The sequence below is a fragment of the Rhabdaerophilum sp. SD176 genome, assembly GCF_030143245.1.
Taxonomy (GTDB): domain Bacteria; phylum Pseudomonadota; class Alphaproteobacteria; order Rhizobiales; family Beijerinckiaceae; genus Rhabdaerophilum.
In genome coordinates, this window is record NZ_JARJNS010000004.1 from 511532 (window position 1) to 529900 (window position 18369).

Genomic DNA, 18369 nt, shown 5'->3' on the forward strand with positions numbered 1-18369 from the left:
ATGAGTGTTGTTCTCGACGCCCCCAAAGCCGGCTGCACTGTGAACCCGAATGTTTCCGCCAAGCCGCGCACCGTCACGGTCAATGGTATCACCATCCCGCGCGAGGCGATTGCGCGGGAAACCCAGAACCACCCGGCCGCCAAGCCAATCGAAGCCTGGCAGGCGGCCGCCCGTGCTCTCGTCATCCGGGAATTGCTCCTTCAGGAAGCGGCCCGGCTCAAAATCATCGCCGATCCCCTGAGCGATGGCGAAGGGCGCCGCGAGACAGACGAGGAAGCGCGGATCCGTGCCTTGTTTGAACAGGAAGTCTCCTCACCGGTCCCCGGGGAGGAGGAATTGCAACGCTATTACGCCAATAACCGCAAAGCCTTCTGCACACCGGATCTCTATGAAGTTGCCCATATCCTGATTGGCGTGCGTGAGAGCGGGCCGGTGGCCTTGCAAGCCGCCAGGGAGCGCGCGGAAGCGATCCTCCGCGAGGTCGAAGCAACACCTGCGCTCTTTGCAAGCCTGGCCGAGGCCCATTCGGATTGTCCATCCCGGGTGATGGGCGGCAATCTCGGGCAGATTTCATCCGGCCAGACCGTCCCGGAATTTGAAATCATGCTGCCGCAACTGCCGGTCGGGCCGGATCGCTTCTCGATTGTGGAGTCCCGCTACGGCTTTCACATCGTGACCGTGCATCGACGGATCGAGGGGAGGGACCTGCCTTTTGAAAAGGTGAGGGACCGCATCGCGCTTTTCCTCCGGGAGCGTGCCCAGGCCATCGCCGCCCGGCACTACCTCCAGCAACTGGCGAGCCTCGCCTCAATCGAGGGCGTCACGATGGACGTCTCCTCCACTCCCCTTGTCCAGTGAGGCGCCCATGATGCTCAGTCATATTCTGCGCAATCTGACAGACGACAGGCTCGCCGAGGAGGCCCTGATCGGCCTTGGCGATCTGGTTCTGTTGACGGCGATTGAAGCCGAAGCTGCCCTGTTCGAGGAAACGCGAGGGGACTATGTCGTCGGTGCGGTGCGCCGGTTCGCGCGCCTTGCCAATGATGAGGATTGGCTCGCCGTCATGGGCAAGCTCGAACGGGGCGAGCGCCCTGCTGAGGCCTTCCTTACCTTTGTTCTCCATTGGGCGCTGAAGCGCGACAGCGAGGAGCGAAACCCACCACAGGGCCTTCAACCCGCATGTTCCTGTGGGGAGGATCATCACCATGGCCAGGCCCCGCGCTAGTAACCCGTCGAAAGCGGCATCGCCGAAGCCGCGGCCGCCCGGCCCTTTGCCGCCGCCGCTGCCGGCTGCGCTTCTGGAGCGGCCGCTTGATTATCTCATGGCGGAGCATCACCGCCACCGGAGCTACCTCGCGGGCTTGCGCTATGCCGCGACGCTTGCTGAGATCCCCCGGGATCAGGCCGCGCGATTGCATCTGTTTCTCGCGTCGGAGCTTCCCCTCCACTGGGCTGACGAAGAGGAGGATCTGTTCCCGATCCTGCGCCGCCATGCCCTGCCGGAAGATGGCCTTGCCGAGGTCCTGACCCGATTGAGCCAGGACCACGCCATGAACGAGGCATTGGTCCGCACGATCGATCATGGGCTTTCGGTCATCCTGGACGCTGATCATGATCCCGTTCCGCTCGAACGGCGGCTTTGTGGCCTGATCTTGACCTATACCGCCACGGAGGCCCGGCACCTCGCGGTCGAGAATGCCGTGGTGCTCGCCATTGCCGGCGTCCGGCTCAGGAAGGCCGAATTGCACGGGCTCAGCGCGGCCATGAAAGCCCGTCGGGAGGCATTTCATGTCACAGACGCTTGATCATCTATTCGACCGGAATGTCACCTGGGCCAACGAGAAAACCCGGCTCGATCCGGACTATTTCCGACGCATGGCCGAACAGCAGACGCCCGATTACCTTTGGATCGGCTGCTCGGACAGCCGGGTGACAGCCAATGATGTGCTGGGACTCGATCCCGGTGCGGTTTTCGTCCACCGCAACATCGCGAATATCGTTCATACGAGCGATCTCAACATCCTCTCGGTGCTGGAATTCGCGATCGACACCCTGCGCGTTCGCCATGTCATCGTCTGCGGCCATTATGGCTGTGGTGGGGTTTATCGTGCCATCGCCGAGGAGCGCGGAGCGATGCTCGATCACTGGCTCCAGCCTTTGACCATGCTCTACCGGAAGCACCGGGCGCATTTTGACCGGATCCTCAGGCCGGAGGACCGACTCGACCGGCTCTGTGAAATCAATATCGAGATGCAGGTCCGGCGGCTCGCAGCCACGCCGCTCGTGGAAAATGCATGGCGGCGCGGGCAGGAACTGTATCTTCACGGCTGGATCTACGGCATCCATGACGGGCTGCTGCGGGATCTTGGGCCCCATCTTTCTTCTGTTGAAGAGCGCGATCAGCTCCCCTCGATCGACCACCGCGTCACCATGAATGTCGAACCTGTCAGCGGCATGCGCAGGCACGCTTTGTCCGCGTTCGAGGCGTTGCCCGGCGAGCATGGCGCGGATTGTTGCTGCGATGCGCGGTTGGAAGGACCCCGCTCATGAAAGCTCCTGCCGCCCGGATCGGGATTGTCGTCGCGTCGGATCGCGCCCATGCAGGCAAGTATCGTGATGCTTCCGGGCCAGCCATCGAGGCCTATCTCGACGATGTGCTGACCAGCGAATGGCAGGGCGATTATCGCCTCGTTCCCGATGAAATCGAGGCCATTGCCGAAACCCTGATCGATCTTGTCGACAAGGCCCATTGCGATCTCGTGTTGATGTCGGGTGGAACAGGCCCGGCGCCGCGGGATGTGACGCCCGAAGCTTTGGCCCGGGTCGTCGGACGCCTTCTGCCAGGGTTTGGCGAAGAAATGCGCCGCGCCAGCCTTCGCGAGGTTCCGACCGCCATCCTGTCGCGCCAGGAGGCCGGATTGCGGGGGCGCTGCCTCATTGTCTCCCTGCCGGGCAAGCCCTCGGCCATCGCAACCTGCCTTGATGCCGTCTTTTCCGCCATTCCCTACTGCCTCGACCTGATCGGTGCCGCGCGTCTCGAAACGCGCCCTGAACGGTTGCAGGCCTTTCGTCCTTCCCAGAACCCCTGAACAGGAGTGCCAACCATGTCGCGATTCCACGAGAGCCAGGACCCCGCACTTCTAGCCCTTGTCTACACCGACGCTGCGGGGGCTGATCGGGTGCTGACGCAGCTTGCGATGGTGCTGCTCGAACAAGATGTCAACCTTGCCGGATTGGTGCAGCACAATGCGCCCCGGCCCGGACGGTCTCGTTGCGACATGGTCCTTGAAGATCTCGGGAGCGGCCGCCATGTCGCGATCTCCCAGGATCGTGGCCCTGAAGCCCGGGGATGCATGCTCGATGTCAGCCAGTTGCTGACAGCCTCGCTGATGGTCGAGGATTCGCTCTCTCAGGAGCCAGAACTCGTGATCCTCAACAAATTCGGCAAATCCGAATCCGAGGGCGGTGGCTTCCGCCCGCTGATCAGCACCGTGATTGGATCGGGCATCCCCCTCGTTATCGCGGTTCCCTGGCGGAATATCGAGAGTTGGCGCGCCTTTGCCGGTGGCATGGGTCAGGAGATCGCCCTCGAAGGCGAAGCCGAGACCGTTGCGGGCCTCCTCGCGGTCCTGGGCTATGGTCCGGCAGCAGCGGCCGGCTCCGGCGGGGAACCTCGCGGTTCCGGTCTATAGGCGATCAACATCGCCGGCAATCGATCGAAGCAGCGTCTCTGCCTCGGACGCTGCTGTCGCCGCATCCCGGAAGAGATCAGCCATGTCGGCGAAGACCGAGTGATCCGGCTCGGAAGCCGGAAGCTCGTCCAGATCCTTCAGGAGGTCCAGAAGTCCTGAAAGGCGAAGGGCGCGCTCGCGCGCGCCCGACAAGGCCAGTTTTCGACGGCGAAGATCCGAGAATTTCGAATAGCGCGCCAAGGCTGTATCGAGCTGCTCCCTGCAATCGCAGTCGAACTTGATACCGGCGAGAATGCGGATCAGGCCGTCAACGGTCGGATCATGGGTAGCCGCGCGGATCGATGGGCGCGGCATCGCTCACCGGCTTTCAAAGCGAGGGAACAGAACGTTGTTCTCAAGGTGCATATGTTCCGTCAGATCCGTGACGAGTTTGTCGACGCCTTGGTAAAGCGCCTGCCAAGACCGGCATGCCCCCGCAGGCGGCTGGTAGCCATGGGTGATCTCCTGCAAGGCGCGGATCGTCAGCGCGTGGTCGTCATGGTCTTCGCGCATGGCCGAAATCGGACCATCGACCATCCCGATCATGCCGCCACGCATCGCCGGGAACAGGATCAGTTCCTCTTTCTCCATATGGTCGCCCAGATCTTCAAGGGCTGTCTCCAGGATATCCGCCAGCCCTGCCGGAACATCCGTATGATCGCGGTGGACGGCCTCGACGCGTTTCGCCAGCTTGACCAGTTCGGGCAACTCGGCGCGATGCACATCGTGATAGCGCCGGATAATGTGCTCGATCAGCGCCATGGTCTCGGAGGGGGCTTCCGGTGGCTTGGCCGCAAGAGCCTGCAATTCCCCGAGGACAAGGCCTGCATCAAGGTTCTTCTTCGCCAGGGCTTCGCCGATCGGGACATTGCCACCACAGCAGAAATCAATCTTGTGCTTCCTGAAGATGGCCGTGGCTCCCGCGAGAGCGGCGGCAAGCTCACCGACATGCATGTCGGGATGGATGGCTTGGTTCAGTTCCATGGCGATCTCCAATTCGGTATTTACAATGCCTATTTACGGCAGCCAAAGCGGCATTGTAAATACCTCTTTTGGAGAACCATGCGTGCGATTGACGAGCTTCACAGATTTCGGGCTGCGCGCCCTCATGAAACTGGCCGGCGGGGAAAACCGTCTCTACACGGTAGACGAGATTGCGACTGAATTCGCGTTGTCGCGCGATCACCTGACGAAAGTGGTGCGGGAATTGGCACGCCATGGGTTTCTGGTAACACAGCGCGGTGCCGCTGGCGGCTTCCGGCTTGCGAGGCCGGCGCATGAAATCCGCCTCGGCGATGTCGTGGCCGCCCTCGAGGGGCGTCATGCCCTTGTCGAATGTTTCGAGGCCGATGGCGGAACGTGCCGCCTCCTTCCGCATTGCCGCCTCAAGGCACGCCTTGCCCGCGCGGAGCGCGCCTTCATCGATGATCTCAACCAGTCAACGCTGGCCGATTGCCGGTATCCGCAATGAAGGGCTGGAATGCGCCCCCATTTTGGACACTCAAGGTGAGGTGCGTAGACGCCGAAAGCAGACATTTCTGACCCTTTATCAGCCTTCGACAAACTGGGGGCGGCTCAGAATCATGCAGATTAGCCGATGCGAATGCATGTCAGCTCTTCTTCACAAAGTTCCTATGCGGCTGTGGTCATTGTCTGGCAGGAGGCACGGAATGTGACTTTCACCGTGGCCGAAACGACCCTGCGAGTTTGATTTCGCTGCGCAAGTGGTCGAAAGCGCCTGACCTGAAGAGGGCAGCGTAGGACCTGTCGCTCTAATCAAATTGAGATCACCGTTCGTGAGGATTCACGATGGAGTCAACACCGTAGAGTTCCATTCTCATCATTCGATCTATCAAGTCGAGCAGCTTTCCCCGAACAATTGGATCGTTTTCGGATGCCGTGTACTCCTTCTTGATGATGTCAACAATCTCATGAAGGTCCATTGATCTTCGACCAGCGACATTCCTGTTCTTTTCTATGTCATCGATCAGTATTTCGGTCGCTTGTACGACAAGGTCGACGACCTTCGACTCTGCTTCCTCAAGCGCATGAAAGAAGGCATACGACCCGCTTTCGAATGCGCCGGAACGAATAAATTGGGATGCCAAGTTGCGATAACGGTCAAACTCATTAGGCTTGGCCCTCCTAAAGACGTCAGCAGCTTGCCCCCTAACTTGCTTGTCCTCGTCGTTGAAGCAGCGTCGTAAGACTGCTTCGGCTCGATGCCGAAACTCAGCCCCTTCAATCGCGCGAGAGGCAACATCGGCTAGAATCCGGCGGTATACAACGCCGTCTAGCGCCAGTGCGTCTGCCAAGCGGATAAACTCTTCGCTATGGAAGCTCTGCCAGAACACGAGCCAAGCGGCGACCATTCGCGTGTTGTCGTCGCCCTCGACGATCATGCGACAGATGATGAATTTTCCGACAGACGGCTCCCAACGAATAATGTAAGGTAACAACATTACTCCATGATGTGTTACAAGGGGTGCCAACCAGTACGCGTTCGCGTTTTCTTCTAAGTGGGCCGCTCTCAGGCGCAAAGCTCTTTCGGCCAAGTATGCGGTCTTTATCGAGAATATCTTTGCTATCGATGGAAGATCATTTGATGGAAACGCGGCCTCCAACCACACCTTCTGCAACAAGGTAGGTGTTGTTGCTGATCCGGGCCGATGCGCAATCTCATTAATTAGCTTCGCACATCGTGCCTTGTCAGAGTTGTAAAGCGGTAATGCTGCGCGAACTAAGCAGCACCTTACGCTAACAAGAGCTTCATTCGCAGATCGACGTTCAAGAATTTGCCACGCTCGTTCATTGGCTTCGGGGACGTGCCAGAGCACTTGTCCCAGCGCCTCCGCCGCTGCTCCGCGTGCACCGTTTACGCCGCGAATATGAAGGCGTCCTTGGCTAATCAGATCTTCAACAGATGTGATCTCACGCTCGGTGTTGGATTGGTCAACGTCGTCACGTTCATCGGCGTGGCCATTTTCTATGTACCAAGCAAGGACATCAAAGACCTCCGTATCGCGCGCAACTTCTGGCTTTTTCTCAATCAATCGAGCAATATCGCTGCCATATGCACGGTCGGGCCTCCGATGCGCCGCAAGGATTGCTCGCTTCACATCTTCGATCGCGATCTGCTCCGCCTCAGCCAAACCCCACAGCAGGTGGTTCAGATAGGCATAAGGCGCGTCCAGGGGAATTTTTTCCGAGAAGGCAGCAAATCGGCTCGGCTGCTCTTTCGCCAAGTGTTGAAGTTCTGTGGCCAGTTGCCGAGCGCCACCCTCCACAAATGTGCGCCCATATCGGCGATGCTCGTCGCTGTCATATTTCTTGATCGCTGACAGCCACTGTTCATCGGTCATGCGCGCCGCACTCTCGCGCTTGATCGGCGATTGAACCCGATGGGCTGCTGCGTGATCCGGTTCGGGGATTTTCTCAGCCCCAAATTTGCGACGAAGTTCCTCCAGCCTCACCCTAGAGGTCGCCGAGAGTGCTTCCCCGCCAATTGACTCAAGAATACACCAAATGTCGTGACCTGACCGTTTGAGATAGTATGAAATCGAAGATCGTCTGCGCCAAGGCGGCTCCTCGCCGTCCGTGGAAATCTTCTGCAAGAGACGCGATGCGAAATCCAATTCAGGTTTGTGGCTAGCGATTAGATCGTCGAACTTGGCCACTTCCTCGGCGGTCAAATGCGGCAATACCGCTTTGGCGGCCGTTGCAAATGACTGCCAGTCTGCGCCCTGCCACCCTGCGTCAAATACGTGCTTGCAGTTCAGTATCTCGACAAAGAGCGCCTTGAGTGCTTCGCCATTTCTGCCGATCGTCTCCAGCCAAAGGTGTGCGTTCACCGGGTGTATTGAAGGATCAATTTTTCTCAATGCTGCTGCGGCATCATCAGGGACTTTAGCTGCCACCTCGCCCAAAGCACTACGGAACATGTTTAAAAAGGCATCTGCCCCAAAATGGTGCCCCGACGCGATCCTGATGCCAAAAGAGTAGTCGTTGGTGCCGTTGGAGTTCGCCTGCTGGATCATTTGCACTGATCGGACAAAGGCTTCGATCGTGCCTTGGACAAAGACCTGGGGAGCCTTCTTCGCGAGTTCCCCCATTGAATGCGCGTCTAAATCGCGAAACTCGTCCCTTTCGAACGGATGCTGGCCGGGATGCGCATCAAACCAAGCGTCGAAGTAGGCTTTGAGGACTTTCTCAGCGCCGCGCGGGTTATCGCCAGCCCATGTGTGGAGCAAGAGATCGCGACTGGTATGGCCACGTCCTTCGAACATTCCCGGCGGATTTGAACGGGTGACCTCAGCGCACAAGTCGACAAGAGCGTCGTCCGGCTTCTGGCGTTTGACGAGGCCGAACCAGTTTAGGAGTCGCGCGCCCCGCTCCTTGTCACTGCCCCACCACTTTGCAAGCAGCGCGGCGATCTCAGAGGGCCGGCTGGCGGCAATGTTAGAAAGCCACCAAAGAACCGCCTCCGCTCTTTCGGCGTTACCGCCCGATATCTGCTCATCAACCCAACCGTCCGTGTGTAGCCTGTCGAACCAGCCAGGTGACGTGAAGAATGCCAATCTGAGCAAAGCCGGGAACGATCCGATTGACGTATCGATCGAAAGCAGAATGTCGCGTTCTTCTGGCCAAGGGTCGACCTGTGATCCGAGCCATTGCGCTACGGCGACCTGGATGTGATAGCGCACCTTCGTATTGCCGAAGACGGAGCGCAACTCTCGGAGATACCGGATAGGATCGGATTGCCGCAGATTTTCGAGGATTTGCCGGACTTGTGTTCTTCGAAAGAGGTGTTGCTCAGTTTGAAGAAGCAATGCCTCCAAAGATAGATCACGCTCTGAAAACGTTAGAGCGTAGATATAATCAAAGAAACTCTCATGGAAGAAATTGATGTTTCCCTTCGATCGAACAATCAATCCTTCTGACGGCAATATGTTCAATGCTCGAGAAAAAGTTGAAACGATAGTTTCAGGCGCGTCCAGTCGTTGTTGATCGCTCATCCACTCTGCGATTCGTGATATGGGATGAATTAATCCCCACGTAATACTTTTGTCAGCTTCAATCGAAATGCGCTTCTTTTCAAGGAGCCGTCGAAACAATTCACTACGTGATGTAAAGAATGGCGATAGAGGATCATATGTCTCAATGAAGAGCGCCAAATTCAAAGGCAGACGAAGAAGCTCAATTTGACGTGCTGAGAAATTATCGGTTGCAATCGCCTTTGATTTCAAGAGAGGTTTAACCGTCGCCTCCCAATCGAGCAGTTGGACATCTACATGTTCGACGCCAAGCGACTCTCTAAGAGCTTTAAGTCGTTCGTCATTTTCAAGATCAAATGTACGGCAACAAATGACTATTACAATGTTGCCGAAATTGCGCGCGTCATCCACCAGTCTGAGGACGGCTTGCTTAGTCGCGCCATTTCGTCCGGAAATCTCGCTAACAGCATCGACCTGATCAACAATGAGCACCGATCTTCGATCGGCAGACGTACCCTTCAGCGTGGCAACTGGGCTTTCTTCGCGATTTGTAATTGCTTTCCCGAACGACTGCGGGCTCTTGCAGTCCAGATGATGATCGACTCGAAACGCCAGATGCGGCGCTGAAGCTGACGACAGTCTTGCAATTAGCTCTCGAATAACCCCTGACTTGCCTGCCCCTGCGACTCCGGTAAGCAAAAGAACAGTGGGGCCATTGGAGTCGAGGCATTTTGCCGCCAATTGCTCGGCCTCTTGCCTCGGAATGACCTCCTTCCCCGCACCGAAGGGAATGTAGGTATCGAGGTATGCGGCGGTAGCGTCACGCATTCGCTGAGGAAGCGTGGCATCAAGCGCATAGTCCTTCAGCTTGAGCTTTCCCTCGGACCGAATTTCTGCCCGCGCAATATCTGTAGTGAACTCGGTGTTGAGACGTTTTTCTAAGAAATCTCGCAATGACGCAAAGCCGTTCTTGGCCGTGTGCTCAAAATAGAAGTCACAATACGTATCTGAAATGCCTTCGATCGACGGTTCACTTTCTATCCGAAAACGAGAGCGTTTGAGCCAATCGTAGACGGTGACATCATCAACAGACCATATCTTTTTCAGCTGATCAAAAACATCATTTGCCTCTTTACCAAGTGATTTCCGATACTCGTCACAGTCTTTGGCAATTGAAGCTTTCTTCGAAAGATCATCAATATCTTTTGCAGGATGCTGTGAGACAAATACACAAAGATCACGCGCGTTTGCCGATAACCGGCGCTTGAACGCAGAAAGAACGCCCTCCTTCTCCAGTGCGCGAACTGTCCAGTTTCCGTTCGGACTATTTATCTTGGTTTGATGCCATTCTGTAGTGCCATGGCGTACCAGTGAAAACTCAAATCCCTGGAAAGCGGCATCGATGCCTTCGAACTTTATGGAGTCGGCTTTGCCGCCAAGGACCTCCAAGAACTGAAGCACGAGCCATTTGGCCTCGTATCTATTGCCCAACTTGTCGGCAATGCCACCCGCGTACACTGAGGCCTCGTTTCATCGCACTGTAGATTGAACAAGCTGGACGATTAATCGCTGCTGTTCAAGAAACTGCCGTTAGCAACCCACAGCCAGCAGCGTCGTTTTGGTGGCCGCTGCGGGACTCGACACCACAGGGGGCGATGCCCGAGGTAAACTGAGCCCCATGAGGCGACTTGGACGCCCCTTGCTGGCGCACTTAAGCGGGGCAAGGCGCTTGCAACTGGCAGTCCAAGCCGAGCCATATCCGTAACGGCTCAGTAGCTACGACAGCGTTCATAGAGCGCGATGTCTGCATGGAGCAATTTTGCTCCAGAAACCCGTCATTCCGTTCCCGGCCCCAAACCAGCCTAAACGAACCCCATTCGCGAAGAGGCTGGAGACTGCTCGAAGATCTCAGCAGCTTGCGCGATGTCAACCCGGTCAAGTTTGTGGCGATTGTGATGTGCTGCAATGATGAGAGCTTGCGCAAGGATGCGGCGCGCCTTACGGGGATGTGCGGCACGAAGCCCCTCTCGGGCTTCCGGCGAAAGCGACGGTTCAAACCAGTCGCCCCAGTCTAGGATTACCTCGCGGTAGAGATGCTCGAGAACGATCTGCATCTGCGATTGGCTCGGTCGCTGAACTTCAAGGATGAGGAACCGATCGAGGAGGGACGGCGGGAGAGACCCGAGGTCGTTTGCGGTCGCCATCCAGATGACGTGGCGCGCGTCAAAATGGAGTTTGAGACAATCATCCTCCACGCGTTGAGCACTCGAAGGCTCGAGCAGATCATGAAGTGGCCCGAGGGGATCGCCATATTCCGAGCCGCGGCCCGGCGTCTTGTCGATTTCGTCGAGGAGGAAGACTGGCGAGGCAACGCCGCCGGCAATCAACGTCTTCGCCACAATGCCTATGGCCGGTGTCTTCCACGACATGTCCCTTCCAGTCAGTAGACCTGCCCCGAGTTGGTTCGGCATCGAATAGGATTGGAAGGGGAGACCAATCGCGCGGGCAAATTCACGCGCGACATGGGTCTTCCCCACACCTGGTTCGCCCACCAACAGAATGGGTTGCAGAGAAAAGGGACGCCCCGTCCGCAAGGCAGCACCGAGCGCAGGACGCACGATGTCGAAGAATTGCTGAAAGTGTGGAGCAGACGAGCTGAGGGCATCGACCGCATCGATCTGCGCTTGATGCGGGCGAAGCAGGTCCCGTTGCCCATCGCGTGGATCCTCTGCCATCCGACGGATCCAATCGGCCCGGAACGCCCCTTTGCCGAAATCTGCCTCTGTTTCGGCTTCATCGAGAAGTGCCGCAGCCTCGGCGGGCGTAAAAACCCGCCATTGCGGCGGGTTTTCCTGTTTCGGGAACGACGATGAACCGTGATCTGATGGCTGGATCTCTACCGAAGCAGCCAGAAAATCGGGTTCGAGCTCGAGCGGGTCGTCGAAGGGGTTTCGATCCAGGCCGGATCGATCTGTCGAGGTCATCTTCATGTCTGCCTCACACTCGTTCCCGGCCCTTCGCCATGAAGGGGGCGAGGGCAAGGCTGAGCCCGCGAACAAGTTTGCCGAGATCGCGCTGGGGTCGAATGAGATAGAGTTCTTCGACAGCCGAAATCCGGTCGATACGCGTCATCAGCGTGTAGCGAGTAAGGAGCTGCCCTGTCGGATCGAGGCCAGCCTGGACCAGTCTTTTCTGTCCTTCGTCGCTCTTGAGGAATTGCTCGAGGGAACGACGCGCGAGGAGGGCATGCACCGCTCGGTCAATGGCCTCGACTGTCACGCCAAACGGCACCTCGATCTCGAGATGACCATCGACCAAGTGAACGCCGGACGGCAGCGCCCCATCCAGGTCAGCCGCGCGAAATGGTGACAGGCACCATTCATGGCCTTGTGGGATGCGGACGAGTTGGTCCAGCGGCTGTTCTTGACGGCCCCAAAGCGCGGCATAGCCCTTGCGGCGCAAGTCTTCCACTCGGCGTTGTGGGTCTTGGCTCGACGTCACACCGATCTTGTAAAGCGGGATCCCGAGCGGGCGTGCAAAGTTGATGAGCCCTCGCGAACCTGCTGCGTAGACGATCACGCGATGCGTGCCCTTGGCTGGATTGACGAGAGGATTGCGCGAGCGAAGGGGCGCGAGCTCGTTCTCCAATGAGCTGGGACAAGACGGCGCCTTCTTGGGGGATGATTTGGACATGTTTACTCGATCCGGCTGGTGCCGGTCCTTTCTTCGATGGAAAAGCGTGATGTTTTTTTGGGGAGGGGAGGGGGCCTAGCCTGTGGCTCGATTGCACACGCTGGCCCCGGTGGTCGCGCTGGCGCGCGGGCTAGTGAGGCCTTTTGACCTCGTCTTTCGCAGAGGTTTTTCTGCTGACCTGGAGTTCGATGCCGTGTTGTCGGCCATCCGCGCTCAGCGCTGTCAGGATCATGATGATGACAAGATGCTGATCTGTGATCTTGCCGTCGGGAAGGTCGAAATCGCCTCCGATGGCTGCCGCTTTGATCTGAAACTCGCCCTCGTCGCTCGTGGCATAACTGGCAAGGGCGAGGAGCGTCTCTGTTCGACGGCTGTGGAGCTCCTGGACGAGTTTTGCGTCGGCATCGTCGCGCCACGTTGCGAGCGTCGTTTCGATGAGCTGGAGCCGATCGATCCGGTCCGGAAGAGCCATCGCGAAAGCGGATCGAATGCTTACTGCGTCGAGCACGGCTTGGAGGCTGGTTTCTGGAGTTTTCTGAGAGTTTTCTGGAGGTTTCGGCATGGGTCTGCGCCCGGGCGCGCGGCACGGGCTATTCCTTTCTGATAGGGGGAGGGGGAGCCTTTCGGGGGATTTGAGGTGTCCCAGAGGCAAAAAATCAGAAGAAGGAAAAAATGGGTCGGGTCAGCAAAGCCGGGCCCCCAAGGGGCGCGCCTTTCACGGGGATAAACTTCTGGAGGTAAAGCTTTGACCGGGGGCGTTAGACGCGAGACTGGCAACCCGCTCGATTACCGTTGCCGCCCCTTATTTGAGGCTTGATCCAGAACGCGGTTGATCAGGTTGGGTGATGCGCCCAGTGGCTGGAGGATGGCCTCGACAAATGGGCGGTCCAGCGTTGCCTGCCGTGTCGCCTTGATCGCAACGGCCAGGCTTTCACGATCAGGACCCGACGGGGTGGTCTCTATCGCCTGGCGCGCAAATTCATGGAGGGCGCGCAAAACGGGATCTCGCGCGAGAAGCTTGTTTGTCAGGGTGTGTTGGTTATGGGCGTCGAGGCGGGCAGCCAAAACAAGGGCTTTTCGTTGATCGGGGCGAAGATCCGAGGGCAGGATGGGTGGAAAAACGGCTCGATCATCCGCGCTCGGGGCTTGTGAAGCCCTGATCAGGCCCGCTTCTTGGTGCGCTGCTGCCAATACGTCCGCGTAGGTCTTGGCGCTCAGCTTGCGCGCGGTAAGGGTCAGCTCGGCAATGATCGTCATGCCGACTCGCATTTGGATGCCTCGCCAGTTGGACAGCGGATTCAGAAGGCCGTCGGGTAGCAGATCAGCGAGGTCTTTGCTGACGCGATGACAGACCCAATGGGCCCGATAGGCGTCATCCGGACGCTTCCTGATATCCTCCTGATCCAGCGCGCGGCGGTGATCCAGCCAGAGCCTCACAAGCGCTCGCAAGGGTGAGTTGGGTTCGGATGAATAAAGTGCACATTGACTACCCTTTGCGAGTTCTTGCCAACGCGGCTTGATGAGCCTGCTGATGGCCAGGACGGATTTATCAATCAGCGCCTTTGTCTTCTCAGCTTCCGCGGAACCTTTCGCCAAGGCCGTTTGCACGGCCTTCTGCACGTCGAGGCTGTGCGAGATCTCAAAGGTTTCGTCGTTTCCCGGAGACGTCGGCACGAGGCAATCGGGAAACGACATCACGAGGCGCTTAACGGGTGCGAGCGGATCTTGGGCAGGCTGGTCATCGCCAGGGTCAAATCCACGACGGTGAGATGCCTCGAGCAGAATCGGGACTTCCCTCGGCAAACCCTTCATGAGTTCCCGGAGGCTCGGCTCCTGCGGTTGCCCTCCAACGTTGGACGGCGTGGCGCCCTGGGATGGCGGATCCGTTGGGGTGGAATTGCCGAGAGGCGGTCGTTCTTTCTGACTGGCTGCGGCCATAGGCCCAGCGGATGGCAAGGCCTTGGTCGCCGGGGTCACCGTTGGCAGACCTGAAGGAGGCGGTGTCGGCGCTGGCGCTGGTGTTCCCGGCTTCGGCGCGACCGAAGATGGCGAAGATGATTCTGCGACGCCAGGTGCCTTTGTCGTCTCTTGGTTCTGCCGGGAAACGGGACCGGGCTGCGGGGTTGTTCCGGCTGACCGGGCGTTAGACGCGCTGGCCGGACCGCTCGCCCGTGACAATTCGGGAGGCGGAGATGGAACACCTCTATTGACCTCCGCGTGCTTGGCAGGGGCGGCCTCCACGTCTTGGTCAGGCTTAGGCTGGACCGACCCGTCCGTTCCCGGTCCTTGCCGCTTCGCCATGTGCGGATCAAGCACGCGGGATGCTGGATCTTTATGTTGTTCCGTCGCCTGCGGAATGGACGGGCCAGTGGTACGCTCCGTGGGCTTCGGCACCTGGGTCTTGGCTGGCGCGGTGAGCCCAGCCGGGGCTGGCTTTTCTGTTGGCTTCGCTATAGCGGGCACGGGCTCGCGACCGATCACGCGTACCGGCGCGCTCTCGGTTGTTGCTTTGCTTCCAACGGCGCCACCTGCGGCGCCACCTGTTTTGCTTTCGGTCGGTGCAGGAGGTGAGGGGGGTGGCGAAGCTGCTGAAGTCGCCGGTCCCGGCGTCGAATATTCTCGGATTGGTGTGCCGGTTGCGGCAGCGGGTGCCGCTGCTGGCGGTGACGATTTCGTCTCGATGATCTTGGCATTGGGTTTTTCGGTTGAGCGGACCTCGGCCCTGTGCTGTCCTGTCGAAATTGTCTTTTCGGTCGTCCCGTTTGTGAGCTGGGGACCTTCGGCCCCGGATTTCGTCAGTGTATTGGCTGCGGACGTTATTGGTTGCTGATCCAGCGGACCGCCGAGCTCGATCTCACTGCCGACCCCATCGGCTCCGGCCTGCAAAATCGCGCGGAAATCACTCGCGTGAGCGGTGCCGCCATTGCCTTTTTGGGGTGCGCGCTGGTCCTCGGCTGTTCCGATCTGAGGTTGCTCAGACCGGCTTTCGGATCCCCGATCCTCATTCGCTGACGAGCCCAACCTCAGTTTAGCAGGGTTAGGCGAGTTTTGCGTGTGCTCCGAAGCGCCAGGCGCGCCGGCGAGAGGTTCATTTTTGCCAGGGCCTTTAGATTGCCCACGGGCGCGGGCGGCTGTCAGCCTACGACGACGGACGTGTTCGACGGCCGCCAGGACTTTCGCATCGGTACCCGACCGGATCGTGGCGTCTTCAAGGTGGGGCTCGGCTTGCGGCTCTGGCCACTTGATCGCGCCACCGACGGCGATCGCCTGCCAGCCCTCAACAAGATGTTGGTGGTCCTTAAGCCATTGCTCGGCAGCCGTTGACCAGCAAAAATCCCGGATACGCCCGGCATAAATGGCTGGCGTGACATAGGTGTCACGCCCATGGTCCGCTGCGCTGGCCATCATGATGTTCTGGATTTCGTCGGGCGATCGCCCCATCGCCCGGAGACGGAGAGCAATGGCCGCATCGATGCGCGAAGGGTGAACGCGGAGGTCGTTGGGAAAATCCTGGATCACGAGAGCCCTGAGCCGCGTGTAGCTGTCGTGGTCGGATTGCTGGATGCCCGAGTTTGAAGTCGCCGGGGTCGGCGGAGGGCGCAAGCAATGTCGCGAGGAGAGAGCGATCGCACTCAGCGACGCCTCGGCATTGTCCCAGTCCTTCGCAATCGCAGCGAGGCGGTTAGCGAGTGCTGAATTATCATGATCGGAAGCTGCGATAATTCGAGCGCGCTCGAGGTTCACGAATCCGAGCGGCAGCGCATGGCGAGAGAGTGCCAAGCTCGGATTGCCTTTATCATGAAGACCCGGTTCGGCGAGTTCTGCTGCCAGGCAACCAAGCGCGAGGCGGTTGCTACGCCGGACCGACCCGATGGCGAGCGGGCTGCATTCCGGGAGGTGCCACGCAATCCGAGCAGGACCGGGTAGTTTCGGGCGCTCCTTCGGATCTGCCGGCTCATTCAGTAAGGCCCAAAGGTAATCGCGCCCAATCACGCGAGGGGCAAGATTGATATCCGGTGGCTTTGCTCCGCGTGCCAGCGCATCGTGGATGGCAGCTGCCAAAGCGCTTGCCGTAAACCCGCGACCATCAGGGCTGGCGAGAACCTGGCGAGCGTCCCGGGCCTTCTCGCCTGCCTTTGTCCGACCTGGTACCAAGACTTCGTAACGTTCTGCCCCCAGGGGTTCAACCATCTTGGCGACGGCACGTTTGAGATCGTGCTGCCGCGCGAACAAGACAGTCTTCGTGCGGTGGATCGCCTGTTCCCTCTTGATGTCGGCTTGCAGCTCGGGATTGCCGATGGTGATGCCTTCCTCCACCGCCAGGCGGATCATCAAGCGCTTGAAATCTGCGCTGCCCTCAACGCTTACGCCCTGCGGCCATTTCGCAGCTGCGAGCTTCAGGGCTGCGCGCGCAGCCTCCTCGTCGCGGGAAGCCAGGACCCGAATGCGCTCGCCCTCATCGACAAAGGAAACGGCTCCCCCACGCCGGCGGCTGTAATAGGTTCGGCCGTCGATACGATACGCCTCGAACCCTTCAACCTTGTGCCAGCCGAGCGATTGGTTGGACTCGCCTTTGCCGATGATGGAGCAGGTCGCTTCCCGCCGCTCATCCAGCCAGGGGGTGAAATATGGGTCTGCTTTTGGCGCTACTGTCGCCTCCTCATAGGCGCCGAAATGCTTGACGAGCTTGCTCCAGGATGCTGCCCGCAAAGCTTTTGAGGCCTTGACCTGCACGCCATCGATGATGACGATCGCGCCGTTGCCTTCCTTCCGATAGACCATGCCGGCGCGCCCGAGGATGCTGTGGAACTCTGCCCAATTCGGCGCGCTTTCGAGGGCGAGCTTCAGGACATGGTGCGCCTTTAATTCGGCCGAGATCTCACCCGTCCGGAGTTCTTTGTCGCGTGCCGCCGCGCTGATTTCGGGTCGCTCGGCGTCCCAGCCAGAACGGTAAACATTGGGGCCAGAGGCGACGTAGCGCGCGTTGATTTCCCGCCGCCAGCCCTGATGCTCCTCGATGATCGCGATAGCCTGGTGCGCGGCTTCCAGGTCGAAGCCACCATTGATGCGGATGAGCTTTTCCTCCACCGGATCTACGCGGTTCACGCAGATATGCAGGTGGGCGTTGGAGGTATCCACGTGCAACCCGTAGATGGCCTGACATTCGGCCAAGCCGAGATGGCCGAGGAACAGATCGACCGCCTCTTCGATATCTTGCGAGGTGGGCACCTCGTCCTCGTGCCAGCTCAGGACATAATGGATGATCGGATTGGACGCGCGGCGCGGCGCGGTCGCCAATCCGATCATTTCGTTCTGTTGGTCACGGAGATCCGCGCAGATAAAGCCGCGGGCGCCGGCATAGAGGCACTTCTCTGCCGGGTCGGTTAACTCCGGGCGCACGATATAATTGGTCAAAGCTCGGATCCGGTCCGCAACCGAAGCGGAGTGCTTGGGGTCAGGGACCTTTTTGACGATCATTGGTCGCTTATCCCGACCCGAGTGATTGCTGCCTGGATCGCCAGAATCGTGTCCCGCGTTTCGGCGCGGTATGAACCTTTGCTCTCGCCGTGAACCAGCTTGAGCAATCCGCCCAACCGGCGGAGTTCGTTGATCATCGCTCGGTCGACATGGGCTGCCACTGGGCGACCGATAACCCGACGGCGGACATAATCGCCGATCGAGAGACCAGCGCTATCGGCTTCCTGGCGCAGGTCCTCATGCTCTGCGGTCGTCAGGCGAACGTTGACCTGTGCCTTTCGATTTTCTTCCTCGCCGCGCCTCGGGCGGCCGCGTCTTGGTGCCATGGCTTAAACCCCCGGAGGGCAGGGGACCTCCCGCGAGACACGTCAGTGCCGAGCGAGGTCCGCATATGAGATACATGAATATGTATAGCATATGCCATCCTGTAAATATCGTTTACTTATGAACTTTTCAAGTCTCGACCATAAGCA

Annotated in this window: 14 protein-coding genes and 1 pseudogene; 7 read left to right on the forward strand and 8 right to left on the reverse strand. The window is 58.9% G+C overall.

Translation table 11 applies throughout. From position 1 onward, the window contains the following. The 6 genes and pseudogenes from P0652_RS12020 (at window position 1) to P0652_RS12045 (ending at window position 3692) form a co-directional block, all read left to right on the forward strand. Window positions 1-858, forward strand: a complete 858-nt coding sequence (locus P0652_RS12020; protein WP_284179043.1) for a peptidylprolyl isomerase — start codon at window positions 1-3, stop codon at window positions 856-858. A 10-nt stretch (window positions 859-868) separates the two neighbouring features. After that, window positions 869-1225, forward strand: coding sequence for a hypothetical protein (locus P0652_RS12025; protein WP_284179044.1), 357 nt, complete (start codon window positions 869-871; stop codon window positions 1223-1225). Continuing rightward, a complete protein-coding gene (locus P0652_RS12030) occupies window positions 1206-1805 on the forward strand; it encodes a hemerythrin domain-containing protein (RefSeq protein ID WP_284179045.1) in 600 nt (199 codons plus the stop codon). Before P0652_RS12025 ends, P0652_RS12030 begins: the two co-directional genes overlap by 20 nt. Continuing rightward, window positions 1789-2370 (forward strand): annotated as a pseudogene (locus P0652_RS12035) (carbonic anhydrase); the annotation flags it as partial. The gene P0652_RS12030 and the pseudogene P0652_RS12035, both read left to right, overlap by 17 nt. 176 nt (window positions 2371-2546) lie before the next feature. Next, window positions 2547-3089, forward strand: a complete 543-nt coding sequence (gene mog, locus P0652_RS12040; RefSeq protein ID WP_284179047.1) for a molybdopterin adenylyltransferase — start codon at window positions 2547-2549, stop codon at window positions 3087-3089. Between the two features lie 15 nt (window positions 3090-3104). Next, window positions 3105-3692, forward strand: coding sequence for a DUF2478 domain-containing protein (locus P0652_RS12045; protein ID WP_284179048.1), 588 nt, complete (start codon window positions 3105-3107; stop codon window positions 3690-3692). On the opposite strand, the gene P0652_RS12050 is transcribed toward P0652_RS12045, so the two are convergent. Continuing rightward, the gene (locus tag P0652_RS12050; RefSeq protein ID WP_284179049.1) at window positions 3687-4046 is read right to left on the reverse strand and encodes a hypothetical protein; all 360 of its coding nucleotides are present in this window, start codon (window positions 4044-4046) and stop codon (window positions 3687-3689) included. The two genes, P0652_RS12045 and P0652_RS12050, sit on opposite strands and share 6 nt — an antisense overlap. 3 nt (window positions 4047-4049) lie before the next feature. After that, the gene (gene ric / locus P0652_RS12055; protein ID WP_284179050.1) at window positions 4050-4715 is read right to left on the reverse strand and encodes an iron-sulfur cluster repair di-iron protein; all 666 of its coding nucleotides are present in this window, start codon (window positions 4713-4715) and stop codon (window positions 4050-4052) included. A gap of 82 nt (window positions 4716-4797) precedes the next feature. On the opposite strand from ric, the gene P0652_RS12060 reads away from it, so the two are divergent. Continuing rightward, the gene (locus P0652_RS12060) at window positions 4798-5202 is read left to right on the forward strand and encodes an RrF2 family transcriptional regulator (protein WP_284179051.1); all 405 of its coding nucleotides are present in this window, start codon (window positions 4798-4800) and stop codon (window positions 5200-5202) included. A 316-nt stretch (window positions 5203-5518) separates the two neighbouring features. On the opposite strand, the gene P0652_RS12065 is transcribed toward P0652_RS12060, so the two are convergent. From P0652_RS12065 to P0652_RS12090, 6 genes are all read right to left on the reverse strand, one after another. Then, window positions 5519-10243 carry an NACHT domain-containing protein gene (locus P0652_RS12065; RefSeq protein ID WP_284179052.1) on the reverse strand — a complete coding sequence of 1575 codons (4725 nt, stop codon included), beginning with the start codon at window positions 10241-10243 and terminating at the stop codon, window positions 5519-5521. Window positions 10244-10587: 344 nt separating this feature from the next. Then, entirely contained in the window at window positions 10588-11715 is a 1128-nt protein-coding gene (locus P0652_RS12070) for an AAA family ATPase (protein ID WP_284179053.1), read from the reverse strand. Between the two features lie 7 nt (window positions 11716-11722). Then, the gene (locus tag P0652_RS12075; RefSeq protein ID WP_284179054.1) at window positions 11723-12418 is read right to left on the reverse strand and encodes a hypothetical protein; all 696 of its coding nucleotides are present in this window, start codon (window positions 12416-12418) and stop codon (window positions 11723-11725) included. Window positions 12419-12548: 130 nt separating this feature from the next. Further along, window positions 12549-12980: a hypothetical protein gene (locus P0652_RS12080; protein WP_284179055.1), complete on the reverse strand. Its 432-nt coding sequence runs from the start codon at window positions 12978-12980 to the stop codon at window positions 12549-12551. Between the two features lie 224 nt (window positions 12981-13204). Beyond that, entirely contained in the window at window positions 13205-17896 is a 4692-nt protein-coding gene (locus tag P0652_RS12085) for an LPD7 domain-containing protein (RefSeq protein WP_284179056.1), read from the reverse strand. After that, on the reverse strand, window positions 17893-18222 hold the full coding sequence (locus P0652_RS12090) for a plasmid mobilization protein (protein ID WP_284179057.1): 330 nt from the start codon (window positions 18220-18222) through the stop codon (window positions 17893-17895). The genes P0652_RS12085 and P0652_RS12090 overlap by 4 nt, the downstream gene beginning before the upstream one ends. Window positions 18223-18369: the final 147 nt, after the last annotated feature.